Source organism: Streptomyces violaceus (genome assembly GCF_036014075.1).
Lineage (GTDB): Bacteria > Actinomycetota > Actinomycetes > Streptomycetales > Streptomycetaceae > Streptomyces > Streptomyces violaceus.
Genome location: NZ_CP107911.1, coordinates 3760494 through 3779224, shown reverse-complemented (window position 1 = coordinate 3779224; position 18731 = coordinate 3760494). Strand labels below are relative to the sequence as shown.

General features: G+C 69.2%; 18 protein-coding genes. 13 read left to right on the top strand and 5 right to left on the bottom strand.

Annotated elements, in window-relative coordinates:
- Nucleotides 1-40 precede the first annotated feature (40 nt).
- Nucleotides 41-4483, top strand: coding sequence for a golvesin C-terminal-like domain-containing protein (locus tag OG542_RS16905; RefSeq protein ID WP_408057765.1), 4443 nt, complete (start codon nt 41-43; stop codon nt 4481-4483).
- A 67-nt stretch (nt 4484-4550) separates the two neighbouring features.
- Here OG542_RS16905 and OG542_RS16900 read toward each other — a convergent pair whose 3' ends face one another.
- Both OG542_RS16900 and OG542_RS16895 read right to left on the bottom strand, forming a co-directional pair.
- Entirely contained in the window at nt 4551-5135 is a 585-nt protein-coding gene (locus tag OG542_RS16900) for an SMI1/KNR4 family protein (protein ID WP_328411778.1), read from the bottom strand.
- Between the two features lie 33 nt (nt 5136-5168).
- Entirely contained in the window at nt 5169-5468 is a 300-nt protein-coding gene (locus tag OG542_RS16895) for a PLD nuclease N-terminal domain-containing protein (protein WP_328411776.1), read from the bottom strand.
- 67 nt (nt 5469-5535) lie between these two features.
- On the opposite strand from OG542_RS16895, the gene OG542_RS16890 reads away from it, so the two are divergent.
- Both OG542_RS16890 and mqnP read left to right on the top strand, forming a co-directional pair.
- Entirely contained in the window at nt 5536-6987 is a 1452-nt protein-coding gene (locus OG542_RS16890) for a menaquinone biosynthesis decarboxylase (RefSeq protein WP_328411774.1), read from the top strand.
- On the top strand, nt 6984-7886 hold the full coding sequence (gene mqnP / locus OG542_RS16885) for a menaquinone biosynthesis prenyltransferase MqnP (RefSeq protein ID WP_261681217.1): 903 nt from the start codon (nt 6984-6986) through the stop codon (nt 7884-7886). Before OG542_RS16890 ends, mqnP begins: the two co-directional genes overlap by 4 nt.
- On the opposite strand, the gene OG542_RS16880 is transcribed toward mqnP, so the two are convergent.
- Nucleotides 7876-8481 (bottom strand): rhomboid family intramembrane serine protease, encoded by a 606-nt coding sequence (locus OG542_RS16880; RefSeq protein ID WP_328411772.1) that lies wholly within the window; start codon nt 8479-8481, stop codon nt 7876-7878. The two genes, mqnP and OG542_RS16880, sit on opposite strands and share 11 nt — an antisense overlap.
- Before the next feature lie 91 nt (nt 8482-8572).
- Here OG542_RS16880 and OG542_RS16875 point away from each other — a divergent pair, with 91 nt between their 5' ends.
- The 9 genes from OG542_RS16875 to OG542_RS16840 all read left to right on the top strand — a co-directional run bounded on the left by OG542_RS16875 (nt 8573) and on the right by OG542_RS16840 (nt 15030).
- The gene (locus OG542_RS16875) at nt 8573-9259 is read left to right on the top strand and encodes a UbiX family flavin prenyltransferase (RefSeq protein ID WP_311127167.1); all 687 of its coding nucleotides are present in this window, start codon (nt 8573-8575) and stop codon (nt 9257-9259) included.
- Between the two features lie 58 nt (nt 9260-9317).
- On the top strand, nt 9318-9773 hold the full coding sequence (locus tag OG542_RS16870; protein WP_033314055.1) for an Lrp/AsnC family transcriptional regulator: 456 nt from the start codon (nt 9318-9320) through the stop codon (nt 9771-9773).
- Nucleotides 9774-9818: 45 nt separating this feature from the next.
- A complete protein-coding gene (gene mqnE, locus OG542_RS16865; RefSeq protein ID WP_328411770.1) occupies nt 9819-10982 on the top strand; it encodes an aminofutalosine synthase MqnE in 1164 nt (387 codons plus the stop codon).
- 95 nt (nt 10983-11077) lie between these two features.
- Nucleotides 11078-11728, top strand: a complete 651-nt coding sequence (locus OG542_RS16860) for a UdgX family uracil-DNA binding protein (RefSeq protein ID WP_328411768.1) — start codon at nt 11078-11080, stop codon at nt 11726-11728.
- Nucleotides 11729-11744: 16 nt separating this feature from the next.
- Entirely contained in the window at nt 11745-12278 is a 534-nt protein-coding gene (locus tag OG542_RS16855; protein ID WP_328411766.1) for a GNAT family N-acetyltransferase, read from the top strand.
- Nucleotides 12279-12357: 79 nt separating this feature from the next.
- Nucleotides 12358-12657 (top strand): DUF4229 domain-containing protein, encoded by a 300-nt coding sequence (locus OG542_RS16850; protein ID WP_193482502.1) that lies wholly within the window; start codon nt 12358-12360, stop codon nt 12655-12657.
- Between the two features lie 144 nt (nt 12658-12801).
- Nucleotides 12802-12918, top strand: coding sequence for a putative leader peptide (locus OG542_RS40740; protein WP_311127171.1), 117 nt, complete (start codon nt 12802-12804; stop codon nt 12916-12918).
- 66 nt (nt 12919-12984) lie between these two features.
- Nucleotides 12985-14286: a dicarboxylate/amino acid:cation symporter gene (locus OG542_RS16845; RefSeq protein ID WP_311127172.1), complete on the top strand. Its 1302-nt coding sequence runs from the start codon at nt 12985-12987 to the stop codon at nt 14284-14286.
- A gap of 75 nt (nt 14287-14361) precedes the next feature.
- Nucleotides 14362-15030 (top strand): TetR/AcrR family transcriptional regulator, encoded by a 669-nt coding sequence (locus tag OG542_RS16840; RefSeq protein WP_184591670.1) that lies wholly within the window; start codon nt 14362-14364, stop codon nt 15028-15030.
- Here OG542_RS16840 and OG542_RS16835 read toward each other — a convergent pair.
- On the bottom strand, nt 15018-15872 hold the full coding sequence (locus OG542_RS16835; RefSeq protein ID WP_328411763.1) for a MaoC family dehydratase: 855 nt from the start codon (nt 15870-15872) through the stop codon (nt 15018-15020). The two genes, OG542_RS16840 and OG542_RS16835, sit on opposite strands and share 13 nt — an antisense overlap.
- Nucleotides 15872-17179 carry a 3-oxoacyl-ACP reductase gene (locus OG542_RS16830; protein ID WP_328411761.1) on the bottom strand — a complete coding sequence of 436 codons (1308 nt, stop codon included), beginning with the start codon at nt 17177-17179 and terminating at the stop codon, nt 15872-15874. The genes OG542_RS16835 and OG542_RS16830 overlap by 1 nt, the downstream gene beginning before the upstream one ends.
- Before the next feature lie 106 nt (nt 17180-17285).
- Between OG542_RS16830 and OG542_RS16825 the strand changes: the two genes are divergently transcribed.
- Nucleotides 17286-18575 (top strand): acetyl-CoA C-acetyltransferase, encoded by a 1290-nt coding sequence (locus OG542_RS16825; RefSeq protein ID WP_328411759.1) that lies wholly within the window; start codon nt 17286-17288, stop codon nt 18573-18575.
- Nucleotides 18576-18731: the final 156 nt, after the last annotated feature.

Here is an 18731-nt window from a genome sequence, read left to right as displayed (position 1 = left end):
AGGGCTTCTTACTGTGCGTAAAAGACAGAGGCAACGCGCGGTGGTGGTAGCGGCAGCGACTGCGCTTCTCGCATCGTCGCTGTCCATCTCCGCTCAGGCTCAGGGACCGGAGGTCCCCGACAACGCCGTGCAAGGCGGAAAGAGCCTGCCTGAAGCTACGAGCGAGCCCCGTGAGGTCGGCCGCAAGGACCGCGCAACCGTCCTGGGCAAGAACCACGCTTCTTCCAAGGATGTGGCCCTGTCCACGTCCGGCGACAGCACCGGTTTCCATGTCCTGACAGGCAAGGAGAAAGACGGTTACAAGTTCACCACTGTAGCCACCCTGCGCGAGGACGGATTCGATGCGGACTCCTGGATCGGTAACGCGTGCGTGACCGGGTCCGGTAAGTACGCGGCCATCGCCTACGCACCCCGGACGTTCACCAACAAGCCCGAGCTGATGGTGCGCGGCGCGTTCACCGCCGTCATCGACCTGGGCAGCGGCAAGGTCACCAAGCTGCCGGTCACCGCGTCGCTGGCCTACTTCTCTCCGGGCTGCGGCACCGGGGACGATGCGGTGTTCACCCAGCTGACCCACGACGGGGACGAGGAGCAGAAGACCCGTCTGATCACCGTCGACGCGGCCACCGGCAAACAGTCCAAGCCGGTCGCCTTCCCCGGTCAGGTCACCTCGGCTGTCCCGACCCGGCACGGCATCGTGGCCGGCCACGGCAACAGGCTCGTCCGCATCAACGGGCGGAAGAAAACCGTCCTTGCCGTGACGAAGCATGTGCCCTTCCAGATCGCGGCCGACAGCGGCGACGGCGTGACCTTCATCGACCGGGAAACCGACTCGAAGAAGACCAAGGCGAAGTCCTGGGCCAAGCGGCTGAACGCCACCCAGGTCAAGGGCAGGAAGACCACCCCGAAGACGGTGGCTGAAGGAAAACTCACCGACTGGGACCTGTCCGCCACTCCTGGCGGCACGGTGTTCCTCACGGGCAAGGCCAAGAACACGGGGACGCTGCCGGGACCGGTGAAGAACCCGGGGCATCTCGCCAAGGGTGCCCGCATGTCGAGCCTGGGCCACGCGGGCGTGTCCACCTCGTGGGCGGACGGCAGGACCAGCCTGATCACACCCGAGGACGCCAAGCAGGTCCGCGACGCGCGGATCACCCTGGACGTGGTCGCCACCGGCAAGCACACCGAACTGGACGCGACACCTCAGCTGTCCGCCGAGCGTGCCGAGGCCGGAAGCCGGCTCTCCCCGGCGCTGGGCCTCCCGACGGGGAAGGACTCGTCCGCGAAGCCGTCGGTCAGCGGTGACGCCGAGGGTCTGTCCGCGCAGACGTTGCGCCCCCAGGCGCTGACGGCGTCGGCGACCGGTCCGAGCGAGGGCACCGACGAACGCTACTGCGCGGTCGCCCGCAACGACGTCAAGAAGCAGGCCTTCCAGCCCACGCCCCGGCAGGTGGAATGGGCCGTGGACCAAGCCGTCGTCGGCGAGCTGAACTTCTACCGCTCGCCGAACTGGAAGAACACCGGCACGGGCGGCTACCAGCCCCAGGGCCTGTTCCCGCCGATCGTGCTGGCCGGTGACCCCAACGGCACTCTCGACAACGAGGACCCCGACGTCACCGACCGCTGGCACATACCCTCGCAGGTGATGCTCGGCGTCACCGCGCAGGAATCCAACATGTGGCAGGCCACCCGGTTCGCCGTCCCCGGTGTCACCGCCAACAGCCTCGTCGGCAACTACTACGGCACCCAGTACACCTCCGACGGTACGCAGGCCGACCCGTGGCGCATCAACTTCTCCGAGGCGGACTGCGGTTACGGCATCACCCAGGCCACGGACGGCATGCGGCTGGCCGGCAAGGAGAAGGAGGGTGAGACGGCCCTGTCCCCGCTCACCCAGGATGCCGTCGCGCTGGACTACACCGCCAACATCGCCTACGGCGTGCAGATCCTCTCCGACAAGTGGAACCAGACCTACCGGGCCGGCATGAAGGTCAACGACGGCCATCCGAAGTGGATCGAGAACTGGTTCTTCGCCCTGTGGGCCTATAACTCCGGCTTCTACGAGACGGCTGACTCCGCCGGGCACAAGGGACTGGGCTGGACCAACAACCCGGCCAACCCGTTGTGGAAGGCCAACCGGGTCCCCTTCCTGCAAAACACCGTGGACCCGTCCAAGGACGACTACAGCCATGCCGCGCACCCGCAGGACTGGCCCTATGAGGAGAAGGTCCTCGGCTGGGCCGCTCGCCCGATCTCGGCGATGTTCGCTCCCGGCGACTTCAAGCCGGGTTACCTGGCCGCCTGGTGGAACAGCAACGCGTACCGCAGCACCGTCAAGCCGCCGATCGACCGGTTCTGTGACGCGTCCAACGACTGCGTGCCGTCCAAGATCGGCGACAACGACTCCAACGACCCCGGCATGGGCGCCTGCCAGCTCGATGCGGGTGACTCCGACACCAACCCGCACTGGCTGCACTGCTGGTGGGACAAGTCGGCCCAGTGGAAGGACTGCGACCGGCTGGCCGAGTGCGGCAACCAGGTCCACCGCTTCAACACGTCGTATCCGGAACAGCCGGACGCCAACTCCTACCCGCCGCGCTGCAGCAGCGGCCTGCCGTCGAACGCCCTGATCGTGGACGACGTGCCGAACGGCACCACGCCGGCAGGATCCGGTTCACGCGGCTGCGGGGCAGTGAAGTCCGACGGCACGTTCACACTCACCTATCAGCCCAGCGACATCATCGATGCCGACACCGGACAGACGATCACCACCTACCCGGGGAAGATCGACACTCATCAGATCGGCGCGGCGTACGGCAACCACTTCTGGTTCACCCACACCCGCTCTCCCGAATCCTTCCCGGCGCCCGGCGACCGGATGAAGGTCACCGGCACCTGGAAGCTCGGCCAGAAGATCACCGAGCACAGCGGCCAGGCCAAGGTCTACGCGCACATCCCCGACCACGGGGCGCAGACCTCCAAGGCCGAATACCGCATCAAGCACGCACACGGCACCACCGTCAAGGCGATCTCCCAGGACGCCAACCAGTCCAACAAATGGGTCGACCTGGGCGCCTACCGGTTCAACGACAACGTGCCCGAAGTCAGCCTGGACAACTTCAACGGTGGCGACGGCACCAAGGACATCGCCTACGACGCCATCGCGTTCGTGCCCGGGGACTACGACGGTCTGAACGACATCATCTTCCCCGAGGCGGACCCGAACGCGCCCGACGTCGACTTCGTGGCCGCTCAGGACGCCAAGGAAGTCCCGGCGGGCGCCGCTCTGAAGGCTTCGGCGGCCGCCGAGCCGGGGGAGCAGACATGTGCGACCGGTCGCGACGGGATCAGCTGGTGCGGCTCCTACGTCCCGTTGGACGAGGAGAAGGCCAAGTCCTCGAAAACGCTCAGGAGCGCCGCCGCGGCAGCGACCGCGGGCCCCGTCGGATGGTGCTCGAACGTCAATGGCGCGGCCATGCAGACCAGGACGCAAGGATGTCTGCGCGGTCTGCTTCCGCTGACCGCGACACGCGACGGCGTCCCCGTCGGCAACGCGACGATGAAGGTCATCCAGGAGATCAACCTCAACCCCAAGTCCAACCAGTTCACCACGTGGACCGAGCTGTCTCTGGTCAACATGACGGGGCTCACCTCCACCACGCTCACGTCGTTCGCGGAGGAGTGCTGGCCCACCGGCGACTGCACCGAAAGCACCGGCCCCTGGACCGGCAGTACCACCTGGACCCCCGGTGACACACACGTCGCCACCCGGACCAACACCTACACCTGGAACAAGACCACGGGAGGCGAATCGAAGCTGGACTTCACCTGGGACACCACCTGGTCCACACCCAGCGCCGGAGTTCAGGCCGTCCCGAAGTGGAGCAACAGTGCCTTCGATGTCCGCTGCGACAACAAGGTGGGCGGCAACACCGGATGCGTGTTCCCCGACTACACTCCGACGCTTCAACTGAACACGAAGAAGTACCCGGCCGCTGCCGCGTACTACTGGGTGCTCATGGAGAAGCTGGCCTCCCACCCCGGTAGCGAGCAGCACAACAAGCCGCTGCACCGCCTGGCGGACGAGGCGAAGGCAAAGGAAAACCGGGACAAGATGTGCATGCTCGCGGTCGCGGAGTGGGACCCCCACCCGAACGCGGACGGCACCAGCTGCGACGAGTACCCGTTCGCGAAATCCCGTGAGAGCGGCGGGATGACGCTGACCTCGGGCAAGTACTGCGCGCAGTTCTACGCGGACAAGCAGTCGGACGGCAGCTGGATGCTGGAGCTCGACAACAAGTACCCGTATCCGACATGGAACGAGATCTGCGGTCGTGCCGCGGTCCCGGCCAGGCAGAACACGGATGCCGGTGGCGACCTCGGGCGGTTCACGTCCGAGATCCGCCTGCTCGACAGTGACGCGTACTTCGTCCAGACCGGGTTCGAGTACTGCGACATCAAGTCGGTCTGCAACATCGCCTGACAGCGGGTCCCACAGCGAAGCGTCCTGCCGGATCACGGTGATCCGGCAGGACGCTTCGTTTCGCGGGTCAGCCCGTGACCCACTCCAGCATGCGCCCTTCATGGACCGACGGGCGACGCCGCGCGGTCGGCAGCCGCAGCGATGCCTCCACCGCGTCGCACAGGTCGGTCAGCATCAGAGTCATGGACGGCCAGAGCCGCAGGTACTCGGGATCGCCGAACGAGATCTCGCCGACCTCTCCGTAGTGGTCCGTACGGTGGTCGACGAACAGCAGATCACCGGTGAGGGCCTGAGCGAAGGGAACCCACTGGGTGTGTGCGGTGCGCCCGACCACTTCTTCCTCATAGCCTTCCTCGGCCGCTTCGTGCGCCATGGAGGAAAGGTTCTGATGCCATTCCAGGATGCCTTCGGTGTCCAGAAGGCTGTACCCGAGAAGAAAGGCGCCGGGCGCCATGCTGGATCTGCGCGGTGTGACACCGTTGTGTTCCGAGAGAAGCGACTTCAGGTCACCGTGGAGCGGGAAGCCAACTTCGCTCTCCAGCCTGGATATATCGACGTCTGACGCTCCTGGGCGGAGCGTGGAATAATCCCCGGGCGCGTTCTGTCGAAGCCACTCTTCAAATCGGCGCCACAGTTCCCGCATGTTGTCCATCCTTGGTGGATCCTCACTGGACGTCGGCGACCCTCAGGGCTCGTCCCGCTTGGGATCGTCGTCCCGCTTCTCCTCGTCGAGGGACTTCAGGAAGTCGGGGTTGTCGTCGGGCGCCACCCACTGCCGCGGACGCGGACGGCCCCCCGCCGCGGCACCTCGCTTCTTGCCGGCGATCAGCCAGGAGATCGAGCCGACGAGCGGGAACACCAGGACGAGCAGTGCCCAAATCGGCTTGGGCATGTGACGGATGTCGTCGTCCTTCGTGCTGATGCAGTCGATGAACGCGTACACGCTCAGCGCCAGCGGCACGAGGAACATAAGTACCCGGAGCATGCGGCCTCTCAGCGAAAGCGGGTGGGCGGTTCAGGGCCAGGGTAGCCGCTCGGGGATACTGGACCGCATGGCTTACGACGATCTTCGCTCCCTGCTCAGGGCGCTGGAGCGCGAGGGCGACCTCAAGCGCATCAAGGCCGAGGTGGATCCGTATCTGGAGATCGGGGAGATCGTCGACCGGGTGCAGAAGGCCGGCGGCCCCGCGCTGCTCTTCGAGAACGTACGCGGGTCGGCCATGCCGCTCGCGATGAACGTGTTCGGCACGGACCGGCGGCTGCTGAAGGCCCTGGAGCTGAAGTCGTACGGCGAGATCTCCGAGCGGATCGGCGGGCTGCTGAAGCCCGAGCTGCCGCACGGGTTCGTCGGCGTGCGCGAGGCCTTCGGAAAGCTCGGCTCGATGACCCACGTCCCGCCGAAGAAGGTCAAGGACGGCCCGGTGCACGAGGTCGTCCTCACCGGCGACGACGTGGACCTGGATCAACTGCCCGCCCTGTTCACCTGGCCCAAGGACGGCGGCTCCTTCTTCAACCTGGGGCTCACCCACACCAAGGACCCGGAGAGCGGCGTCCGCAACCTCGGGCTGTACCGCCTCCAGCGCCACGACAAGCGCACGATCGGCATGCACTGGCAGATCCACAAGGACAGCCGCAACCACTACCAGGTGGCGGCCAGGCGCGGTGAGAAGCTGCCCGTCGCGATCGCCTTCGGCTGTCCGCCCGCCGTGACATACGCCTCCACGGCCCCGCTGCCCGGGGACATCGACGAGTACCTGTTCGCCGGGTTCCTCGCGGGCAAGCGGATCGAGATGGTCGACTGCAAGACCGTGCCGCTCCAGGTGCCGGCGCAGGCGGAGGTCGTCATCGAGGGCTGGCTGGAGCCGGGCGAGATGCTGCCCGAGGGCCCCTTCGGCGACCACACCGGCTTCTACACCCCGCAGGAGCCCTTCCCCGCGCTGAAGATCGACTGCGTGACGATGCGGAAGCGGCCGCTGCTCCAGTCGATCGTCGTCGGCAGGCCCCCGACGGAGGACGGCCCCCTGGGCCGCGCGACGGAACGCTTCTTCCTCCCGCTCCTGAAGATCATCATCCCGGACATCGTGGACTACCACCTGCCGGAGGCGGGCGGCTTCCACAACTGCGCGATCGTCTCGATCGACAAGAAGTACCCGAAGCACGCGCAGAAGGTCATGCACGCGATCTGGGGCGCGCACATGATGTCGCTGACCAAGCTGATCGTGGTCGTCGACTCCGACTGCGACGTCCACGACCTGCACGAGGTCGCCTGGCGGGCCCTCGGCAACACGGACTACGCCCGCGACCTGTCGATCGTCGAGGGCCCCGTCGACCACCTCGACCACGCCTCCTACCAGCAGTTCTGGGGCGGCAAGGCGGGCATCGACGCGACGAGGAAGTGGCCCGAGGAGGGCTACACCCGCGACGGCGGCTGGCCCGACATGGTGGAGTCCGACCCGGAGACGGCGGCGAAGGTGGACCGCCGCTGGAAGGAGTACGGGCTGTGACCTCCGCATCCGCCGCGATCCCCCAGCCGGGCCGCACCAAGGCGTTCCTGCGCCTGGTGATGATCGAGCACTCGGTCTTCGCGCTGCCCTTCGCCTACATCGCCGCGCTCTCCGCGATGTTCCAGCTGGACCGGAACATCCACTGGGGCCGGCTCCTGCTGGTCACCGTCTGCATGGTGGGGCTGCGTACGTTCGCCATGGCGGTCAACCGGATCATCGACCGGGAGATCGACGCCCGTAACCCGCGTACGGCGCAGCGCGAGCTGGTGACGGGCGCGATGTCCGTGAAGCACGCCTGGACGGGCGCGCTCGTCGCCCTCGTCGTCTTCCTCGGCGCGGCGGCCCTGCTGAACCCGCTGTGCCTGGCCCTGGCCCCCATCGCGGTGATCCCGATGGTGGTCTACCCCTACGGCAAGCGCTTCACGAACTTCCCGCAGGCCATCCTCGGCATCGCCCAGGCGATGGGCCCGGTCGGCGGCTGGCTCGCCATCACCGGCACCTGGTCCTGGGACGCGGTGATACTCGGCCTCGCCGTCGGCATCTGGATCGGCGGCTTCGACCTGATCTACGCCTGCCAGGACGTCGAGACCGACCGCGAGATCGGCGTCATGTCCGTCCCGGCCCGCTTCGGCATCCCGGCGGCCGTCTGGGGCGCGCGCGTCTGTCACGCGCTGACGACGGGCCTGTTCGTCTGGTACGCCCTCGCCACCGGCGCGGGAGCCTTCTTCTGGCTGGGCCTGCTGATCGTCGCCGGAGCGTTCCTGTACGAGCACTCGATCGTCCGGCCGCACGACCTGTCCCGCGTGAACAGGGCGTTCTTCAGCGTCAACGGCTTCATCGGGATTGCCCTGTTCGTGTGTGCGCTGCTGGATCTGCTGGTGCGCGGCCTCACCGTATGAGCTCGGGCGGCGCGGCCGGGCGGCGACGGAACACGAACGCCGCCGCCACGCCCGCCGCCAGCCCCAGCAGATGACCCTGCCAGCTGACGCCCGACTGGGTCGGGGCCAGGCCCGCCAGGATCGAGCCGCCCCAGATCGCGGCGATCAGCACGCCGGCCAGGATGCCCAGGGGGCGGCGCTCGACGAAGCCGGTGATCAGCAGGAAGCCGAAGAGGCCGAAGATCAGGCCGGAGGCGCCCGCGGTGTTGGTGTGGGCCGGGGATATGAGCCAGACGCCCACGCCGTCGACGAGGATGATCAGCGCGCAGACCAGCAGGAACCGGCGCAGTCCCGCCAGCGCGGCGAGGAAGCCGAGGACCAGCAGCGGCACGGTGTTCGCGGCCAGATGGGCGAAGCCGAAGTGGATGAACGCCGAGGGGACGACGTCGATCAGCTCGGACGGGGTGCGTGGCGTGATGCCCAGGCCGTCCAGGGCGTGACCGCTGATCACGTCCACCACTTCCAGCAGCCACAGCAGCGCGACCCAGGCCAGCATCAGCTTGCCCGCGGCCATCGCACGGTCGCCCCCTGACCACCCGGCTTCCCTACCCGACATGGCGACCCCCAGTGCTCGCTCATCCCCTCCATGCAACGGCCCGCACCCCTGCACCGGTTCCCGCCCTGCGACGCCCTATAGGCTCGGTCTTGTGAACCCAGTCAAGCCAGGCGAGACGCCACGTACGCCTTGGATCGTAGGGGTGTCCGGGGCATCCGGCACCCCGTATGCCGCTGCCGTGCTGCGGGCCCTCCTCGCGGCCGGCGAGAGCGTCGACCTCGTGGTCTCCCGGGCCTCCCGGCTCACCCTGCTCGACGAGACCGGGATCTCCTTCCGTGACGCTCACTGGCGCGACGACCTGCGGGAATGGCTGTCCCGGGGCGCCGACGGCAAGCCGGACACCTTCGCCGTCGACCTCGACGCCGTACGGCACTGGAGCGCCGGCGACCTGGCCGCCGGGCCCTCCTCGGGGTCGTACCCCACCAAGGGCATGCTGATCGTGCCCGCCTCGACGGCGAGCGTGGCCGGGGTCGCGCTCGGGCTGTCGAAGGACCTGCTGCAGCGGGCGGCGAGCGTGACCCTGAAGGAGGGCCGCCCCCTCGTCGTGGCCGTACGCGAGACCCCGTTGAACGGCCAGACCCTGCGGCACCTGGTCACCCTCGACGACGCGGGCGCGAGCGTCGTACCGGCCTCACCCGCCTTCTACGCGGGCGCGACGCACATCCAGGACCTGGTGGACTTCGTCGCCGGACGCGTACTCGACGCGGCGGGTGTACCGCACCGTCTCTACCGCCGTTGGCAAGGTGAGCTCGGTGGCGGATCACACCGCGCCGGCTGAGCACGACCCCGAACCTCATCGGACCCACAGACAACTTCAGCGGAAGGCTTCGATCGCAATGGACGCGGTGGACAGGCAGCTCATCCAGGCCCTGAGGGAGAACGGCCGGGCCTCCTACGCGGAGCTGGGACGCCTCGTCGGACTGTCGGGACCCAGCGTCACCGACCGCATCAACCGGCTGGAGGCGGCCGGTGTCATCACCGGCTACCGGGCCACCGTCGACGCCGCCTCGCTGGGCCTCGGCGTCACCGCCCTCATCGGCATCTCGCTCTCCGACGCCACCGACCACGAGGACGTGGCGCAGCGGCTGAAGGACCTCTCGGAGATCGAGGACTGCTGGTTCATCGCGGGCGACGACTCGTACATGCTCAAGGTGCGGGCGGCGGACGTGGACGGCCTGGAGAAGATGATCCGGCGGCTCAGCGGGATCGAGGGCGTCTCCCGGACGCGTACGACCATCGTGCTCTCCACCAAGTGGGAGAACCGGGTGGGGGAGCTGCCCGAAGAGGAGTAGAGGCGTAGTCGTACGGTTGGGACGTCTTCGGAGAAAGGTGTGGGCATGGATCTCGGGCTCAAGCGCGAGCTGGAGGAGAAGGTCAGGGCGGGCGTCCGACTGACCCGTGAGGACGGCATCGCGCTGTACGAGTCGGACGACCTGGCCTGGCTCGGCGGCCTGGCGCACGAGGTGCGCACCCGCAAGAACGGCGACGTCGTGCACTTCAACGTCAACCGTCACCTCAACATGACCAACGTGTGCACGGCCTCCTGTGCGTACTGCTCCTTCCAGCGCAAGCCGGGGGAGAAGGACGCGTACACGATGCGCATCGAGGAGGCCGTCAAGCTCGCCAAGGCGATGGAGGGCGAGAACCTCACCGAGCTGCACATCGTCAACGGGCTGCACCCGAACCTGCCGTGGCGGTACTACCCGCGCTCGCTGCGGGAGCTGAAGGCGGCCCTGCCGCACGTCTCGCTGAAGGCCTTCACGGCGACCGAGATCCACCACTTCGAGACCATCTCGGGGATGAGCGCCTCCGAGATCCTGGACGAGCTGATCGACGCCGGTCTGGAGTCGCTGACCGGCGGCGGCGCCGAGATCTTCGACTGGGAGGTCCGGCAGCACATCGTCGACCACCGCACCCACTGGGAGGACTGGTCGCGCATCCACCGGCTCGCGCACGAGAAGGGTCTGAAGACCCCGGCCACCATGCTCTACGGCCACATCGAGGAGCCGCGCCACCGTGTGGACCACGTGCTGCGGCTGCGTGAGCTGCAGGACGAGACCGGCGGCTTCCAGGTCTTCATCCCGCTGCGCTACCAGCACGACTTCGTCGACGTGAAGGACGGGAAGGTACGCAATCGCCTTCAGGCGCGGACGCAGATGGCGACCGGTGCGGAGGCGCTGAAGACCTTCGCCGTGTCGCGGCTGCTGTTCGACAACGTGCCGCACGTCAAGGTCTTCTGGGTGATGCATGGCGTGCAGACCGCGCAGCTGGCTTTGCAGCACGGGGCCGACGACATGGACGGGTCCGTCGTCGAGTACAAGATCACGCATGATGCGGACAACTTCGGTACGCCGAACAAGCTGACGCGTGAGGATCTGCTGGATCTGATTCGGGATGCCGGGTTCCGGCCGGTGGAGCGGAACACTCGGTACGAGATCATCCGGGAGTACGAGGGGGCTGACCCGGAGCGTCGGGAGTCGCCTCAGCCGATGCGGGTGTGAGTTTTTGCGTGCGGGTGCGTGGGGGCTGGTCGCGCCCCGCGGCGGAGCCGCATATCGGCAGGGTCCCGCGCCCCTTGGGTGGGTACCCGGAGGGCATGGTTGCCACCCGGGCGCCTGAGGACGCCTATACCGCTGAGCCGTTCCTTCCTGGGCGCGGTGGGTTGACCGCGCTGCGTCGGGCCGCTGTCGACTGTCGGGGGTGTCCCTTGCACCGGGACGCCACCCAGACCGTCTTCGGCGCCGGAAACAAGGACGCTCGCGTCATGCTCGTCGGTGAGCAGCCCGGGGATCAGGAGGACCGGCAGGGGAAACCGTTCGTCGGGCCGGCCGGGAAGCTCCTCGACCGGGCGCTCACCGAGGCCGGCATCGACCCCTCCGAGGCGTACGTCACCAACGCGGTCAAGCACTTCAAGTTCACGCGGGCCGAGCCCCGGAAGCGGCGTATTCACAAGGCGCCGACCCTGCGGGAGATGACCGCGTGCGGGCCCTGGCTGGCGGCGGAGCTCGCGGTCGTGGAGCCGGAGCTGATCGTCGTGCTGGGGGCCACCGCCGGAAAGGCCCTGCTCGGGTCCTCGTTCCGTGTCACGCGGGTGCGCGGCACGGTGCTGGAGGAGGAGATCCACGGGCGGGCGGAGCGGCTGGTGCCGACGGTGCATCCGTCGGCGGTGCTGCGGGCGGACGACCGGGAGGCGGCGTACCGGGGTCTGGTGTCGGATCTGGACGTGGCGGCACGGGCGTTGTCGTAATAGCTACAATCCCCGCATGCCCCTTACCTTCACGCTCGACCCTGCTGTCACCCCCGACCTGCGTGACGGCATTCTCGATCTGTGGGCCGATGTCTCCAACGCCGGGGGAGCCGTCGGGTTCGTGCCGCCCGTGACGCGGGAGGACATCCGGCCCTGGCTGGTGAAGCACTTCGCGTCGATGGCGGAGGGCAAGGTCAGGCTGCTCGTCGGGCACGACGAGGAGGGACGGGTCGCGGCGACCGCGTTCCTGACCCTCAACACGCACCACCTGATGACGCACTGGCTGTGGCTGTACACGGTGATGGTGCATCCGCGTCACCAGGGCAAGGGCTACGGCCGCGACCTGCTGGACGCGGCGGCGGACGGGGCCCGGGGAATCGAGGGCATCGAGGCGATCCGGCTGACGTGCCGGGGCGGGCTCGGTCTTGAGCGGTTCTACGAGTCCTGCGGCTACAAGGAGGTCGGCCGGATCCCGGGCGCCATCCGGGTCGCGCCGGGAGACGACCGAGAAGACGTGATCATGCTCCTCCCGTTGAACCGGCTCTCTTGAACTGACCCCCCTGCAAGATCGGCCGCCCGCCGTGCTTCACTGAATCCTGGCCGTTTTGGAATCGGAAGAGTGGATTGAGATGCTCCGCTACACACTGATGCGCCTCGGAATCTTCGTGGGCTGCCTCGTGGTCGTCTGGGGCCTCGTCTACTCCGGCCTCGCCCCGCGCGGCCTCGGCGACAGCAACGGCCTGTGGATCGTGACCCTCGCCCTGCTGTTCTCCGCGCCGATCAGCTTCGTCGTGCTGCGCAAGGAGCGGGACCGGGCCTCCGTGCAGGTGGTGCAGCGGGTCGACCGTATGAAGGCCAACATGGAGGCCAACCGCAGCCAGGAGGACTCGGCCGACGACACGAGCCGGGCGCAGGGCCAGGCCTCGTAAGCTTCCTCACATACGCGCGCAGCGCCCCGTTTCCGTAGATGCTCGGAAACGGGGCGCTTTGCCTTGTATGGGTGCCTGCGTGCTTCTGCCTGTCAAAGCGAGGCTTTGGGGTCCTCAAAGTTCAGGTGTTAAGGTGTTGCTGTTATGAACTCAGCAGTCGTGTCTCGTCCGCCCCGGAGCGTTGCGCTTCGGAGGCTTGCGCTCGTCGCGCGGCTGCACGTGGATCTCTGTCGGTGCGCGTCCGCTAACTGTCGTCTCTGACGTAACGCCAACCCCCGTCGTCTCCCACGTCAGCTCCCCAACGCGTCCCCCCAACGGAGTCAGTCCGTGTCCTCATACACGAAGTCCTTCAAGGTGCCCTTCTGGGCCCAGATACTCGCCGGTCTCGTCCTGGGTGTGCTGCTCGGCTGGCTCGCCCGCGACCAGGACCTGTCCTGGCTGACCACGACCCTGGAGAAGGTCGGCGACACCTTCATCGGCCTGCTGAAGCTCGCCGTCGCGCCGCTCGTCTTCTTCGCGATCCTCGTCTCGATCACCAACCTGCGGAAGGTCAACAACGCGGCCCGCCTGGCCTCGCGCACCCTCCTGTGGTTCATGGTCACCTCGCTGATCGCGGTGAGTATCGGCCTGGTCATCGGCCTGCTCACCAACCCCGGCGCCGGTACCGGCCTCACGCCCAAGGACGGCGCCAAGCCCGACGAGACCGGCTCCTGGATCGACTTCCTGACCGGCATCGTGCCGACGGACGTGATCACGCCGTTCACCCAGCTGAACGTCCTCCAGATCGTCTTCATGGCCGCCGTCGCCGGTATCGCCGCCCTCCAGCTCGGCGAGCGGGCCCAGCCGATCCTCAACCTGAGCGAGTCCGTCCTGGAGCTGCTCCAGAAGGCGCTGTGGTGGGTCATCCGGCTCGCCCCGCTCGGCACGGTCGGCCTCATCGGCAACGCCATCGCCACGTACGGCTGGGACCTGATCGGCAAGTACGCGACGTTCACCGCCGACATCTACATCGGCTGCCTGATCGTGCTGTTCGGCGTCTACCCGGCGCTGCTCGCGACCGTCGCCAAGGCCAACCCGATCCAGTTCTTCAAGGGCGCCTGGCCCGCGATCCAGCTGGCCTTCGTCTCCCGCTCCTCCGTGGGCACGATGCCGCTGACGCAGAAGGTCACCGAGCGGCTCGGCGTACCGAAGGAGTACGCGTCCTTCGCGGTGCCGTTCGGCGCGACGACCAAGATGGACGGCTGCGCCGCGATCTACCCCGCGATCGCCGCGATCTTCGTCGCCCAGATCTTCGACATCCAGCTGGGCGTCGGCGACTACCTGCTGATCGCGTTCGTCTCGGTGGTCGGCTCCGCCGCCACGGCCGGACTGACCGGCGCTACGGTCATGCTGACCCTCACCCTCTCCACCCTCGGTCTGCCGATGGAGGGCGTCGGTCTGCTCCTCGCGATCGACCCGATCCTCGACATGATCCGCACCGCGACCAACGTCGCCGGCCAGGCCCTCATCCCGGTCCTGGTCTCCGCCCGGGAGAACCTGCTGGACCGCGAGGCCTACGCCACGGCCGACGGCTCCTCCCTGGACGAGCCGCGCGACGCGGAGCGCGAGCAGGTCCCTGCCGCGGCGTGACGGGGTGACGTCCCCTGGCCGGTCCGCTTCGGTTCACGACCGAGGGCAGGCCAGGGGGACCGTACGCTAAGCCGTATGGGTGCCGTGAAGACCAAGCGGATGCCGCGTGCGGTCCGCGAACAGCAGATGCTGGACGCCGCCGTGCGGATCTTCGGCCAGCGGGGCTACATGGCCGCGTCGATGGACGAGATAGCCGAACTGGCGGGCGTGTCCAAGCCGTTGGTCTATCTGTACCTGAACTCCAAGGAAGACCTCTTCACCGCCTGCATCCGCCGCGAGGCCAAGGCACTCGTGGAGGCGGTGCGGGCCGGGGTCCGGCCCGATCTGCCCTCCGACCGGCAACTCTGGGAAGGGCTCGGGGCGTTCTTCGCCCACACCGCGCGCAACCCGGACGCCTGGGCGGTCCTGCACCTCCAGGCCCGGACGCACGGCGAGCCGTTCGCCGCCGAGGTCGCCGCGATGCGCGAGGAGATCGTCGCGTTCGTGACACAGCTGATCCTCACCGGCGCGCGTGAGGCGCACCACGACCCCGACCTGCCGGAGCGCGAGGTCGCCGGCCTCGCCGAGGCCCTGGTCGGCGCCGCCGAGTCCCTCGCCGCCTGGGCCAACGCCACCCCGGGCATCACGGCCCGCCAGGCCGCCGCCACGATGATGAACTTCGCCTGGGCAGGCCTGGGCGACCTCATCGCGGGGCAGCCCTGGGCACCTCCGGAGGAGGAGCAGACGGGCGCTCAGGCCGGGTAGACATCCCCCGCCACGTGAACCCGCTCGTCCCCGTCCCGCAGTTCGAAGCGTCCGTCCTCCGCCGCGTACGTCACCGTCCCGGGCAGCAGGACCGGTGCCTTGAAGGCCGCGACTACGCGGCAGGAGTCCGGTGTGCCGTGTGCGGCGAGGCAGCGGGCGAGTGTCCACATGCCGTGGGCGATGGCCCGGGGGAAGCCGAACAGGCGGGCGGTGAGCGGGTGGAGGTGGATCGGGTTGCGGTCCCCGGAGGCGGCGGCGTAGCGACGCCCGACGTCCTCGGCGAGCCGCCACTCGGCGACGGCGGGCAGCGGCTTGCGTACGTCCTCCCCGGGAGCCCCGGGAGCCCCGGCGGGCTGTGGCGTGCGGTGCCGGGCGAGGTAGGTGCTGCTCGACTCCCAGACGACGTCCCCGCCTTCCCGCAGCTCCGTGACGACCGTCGCCTCCGTGCCGCGCCGGTGCGGTGCCAGCCCCTCGACCCGCACCGCGAGTTCGTAGGCGCCGGTGGCCGGCATGCCCCGGTGCCGGGTGACCGTGATCGACGTGTGGACCAGGCCCAGCAGCGGCAGCGGGAAGTCCCGGCCGCTCATCAGCCGCATGGCCAGGGGGAATCCGAGCACATGCGGGTACGTCAGCGGCAACGCGTCCTCCCCGGTCGGGAATCCGCAGACCCGCTCGTACGCCGCCAGCCGCGCGAGGTCGACGCGCAGGCCGGGCAGGACCAGCCGGGTGCGGGGGAACTCCGCGTCGGGTGCGGGCCGTTTGAAGGGGGACAGCAGCGCACCGCGGGCCAGGAGCGGCGCGAGGGAGGGGGACCCGGTGAGGACGAGAGCGGCGTCGGCCATCACGCCCCCAGCAGGCTCTGGCCGCAGACGCGCACGACCTGGCCGTTGACCGCGCCCGAGCCCGGGTGCGCGAGCCAGGCGATGGTCTCGGCGACATCGACCGGAAGGCCGCCCTGGGCGAGCGAGTTCATCCGGCGGCCCGCCTCGCGGATGAACAGCGGGACGGCGGCCGTCATCTTCGTCTCGATGAAGCCCGGCGCGACCGCGTTGACCGTCACGCCGTGCTCCGCGAGCGCGCGCGGCGCGAGGGAGCGGACCAGGCCGACGATGCCCGCCTTGCTCGCCCCGTAGTTGGTCTGCCCCGCGTTGCCGGCGAGGCCCGCGATCGAGGCCGTCGCCACGATCCGGCCGCCCCGCCTCAGCGCCCCGGCCTTCAGCAGCGCGTCCGTCGTGCGCAGCACGCTCGCCAGGTTCACCTCCAGCACCGGGATCCAGCGCTCGGCCGGCATGTTCACCAGCCGCCGGTCGCGGGTGATGCCCGCGTTGTGGACCAGCAGGTCCAGTCCGTCCGGCAGCGCCTCGGCGATCCGCGCGCCCGCGTCGGCGGCCGTGATGTCGAGGAGCAGGGCACTGCCGCCGAGCCGGTCGGCGACGCGCCGGGCGTCCTGTTCGGCCCCCGGCACATCGAGGACGACGACCCGGGCCCCGTCCCGGGCGAGCGCCTCGGCGACCGCCTCACCGATACCGCGCGCGGCACCGGTGACCAGGGCCGTCCGGCCGGTCAGGGGGCGGTCCGCGTCCGGTGCCCCCTCCGGCTCCTGGGGCGTGCCCACCTCGATCACCTGCCCGCTGACGTACGCCGACTTGGGCGACAGCAGGAAACGGAGCGTGGACTCCGCGGCGGACGCGTCCGTGAGCCGGACCAGGTTCACGGTCCTGCCCCGCCCGATCTCCTTGCCGAGGGAGCGCGTGAAGCCCTCCAGGGCCTGCTGGGCCGCGGCCTGGTGATGGTCGGCCGGGTCGAGCGGCGCGCCGAGCACGAGCACGCGCCCGCTCGTGGTGAGTGACCGTACGACGGGATGCAGAGCCGCGTGCACCTCGGCCAGCCCCTCGACGTCCCGCACCCCGCTCGCGTCCAGGACGACGGCGGCGGCCCGGTCGGAGCCGGCCGGTCCGATTCCCGTACGGGCGAGGACCGGTGCGAGGTCGAGGCCGGACCGGCCGGCGGTGAGATGACGCAGGCCGCCGTCCAGGGCCGGGCGCTCAGGGGACCAGCGGGTCAGCGCCGCGGGCCGGGGCAGGCCGAGCCGGCGGGTGAGGAAACGGCCGGGCGCCGTACCGGTGAAGCGCAGATAGCGGTCGGCCATTCCAACTCCCAGCTCCCGATGACGGCTCACAGCACGCTCACTCTTCCTTACTCTGGAGTAAGGTTACCGGAGGTAATGCTACGTCACAGGCGAGGAGCAGGTCGAGATGAGCCCCCAGCGGATGGCGCCGTCGGTACGGCGCGTGGCGATCATCGGCGGAGCACGCATCCCGTTCGCCCGCGCCGACGGCCCGTACGCCACCGCCTCCAACCAGCAGATGCTCACCGCCGCCCTCGACGGCCTCGTCGAGCGGTACGGACTCCAGGAGCCCGGCGCGGTGGGCGAGTTCGTCGCCGGCGCGGTCCTCAAGCACAGCCGCGACTTCAACCTCGCCCGCGAGACGGTCCTCGGCTCGACGCTGCACCCGCGCACCCCGGCCTACGACATCCAGCAGGCCTGCGGCACCGGACTCCAGGCCGTCATCGCCGCCGCCAACAAGATCGCCCTCGGCCAGACGGAGTCGGCGGTCGCGGGCGGCGCCGACACGGCCAGCGACGCGCCCCTCGGTGTCAACGACACCCTGCGCCGCGTCCTGCTGGAGACCCGACGCGCGAAGTCGGCGGGCGCCCGCCTGAAGGCCCTGGCGAAGGTGCGCCCGTCCCACCTCGTCCCCGACATCCCGCGCAACGCCGAGCCGCGCACCGGCCTGTCCATGGGCGAACACGCCGCCGTCACCGCCCGGGCCTGGAACATCGGCCGCGCGGCCCAGGACGAACTGGCCGCGGCAAGCCACCAACGGCTGGCGGCGGCGTACGAACGCGGCTTCTTCCAGGACCTGGTGATCCCCTTCCGCGGCCTGGCCCGCGACCAGAACCTGCGCCCCGGCTCGACCGTGGAGAAACTGGCCTCCCTGAAGCCGGTGTTCGGCCTCGGCCACCCCGACCCGACCATGACGGCCGGGAACTCGACCCCGCTGACGGACGGGGCCGCCACCGTCCTGCTGGCGAGCGAGGAGTGGGCCCGGGAGCGCGGCCTGACACCGCTGGCGTACCTGACCGCGTACGAGACGGCGGCCGTGGACTTCGTGGACGGCGATGTGGCGGGCGGCGAGGGCGGCCTGCTCATGGCACCGGCGTACGCGGTCCCGCGCATGCTGGAGCGGGCCGGGCTGGATCTGGCCGATTTCGAACTGATCGAGATCCACGAGGCGTTCGCCTCCCAGGTGCTGGCCACGCTCGCCGCCTGGGAGAAGCGAGGGCTAGGCACGGTCGACCGGGGCCGGCTGAACGTCGCGGGCTCGTCCCTCGCGACCGGGCACCCCTTCGCCGCCACCGGCGCCCGGATCGTGGCCACGCTGGCCAAGCTCCTCGCCGAACGGGACGCGCCCGCGCGCGGGCTGATCTCGGTGTGCGCGGCGGGCGGGCAGGGGGTGACGGCGATCCTGGAGCGGGCGTGAAGGTAAAGGACGCACCAAAACTGAAGGTCCCTCACGTAATCCCCGAGAATGCACAGGCCCGGCTCCGGACCATCCCCGAACCCGCACAAACCCGCCACGTGAGGGCCGTACGATCCCGTTCCTACCGGCAGTAACCCCTTTCTGGGGGTTCAGCCG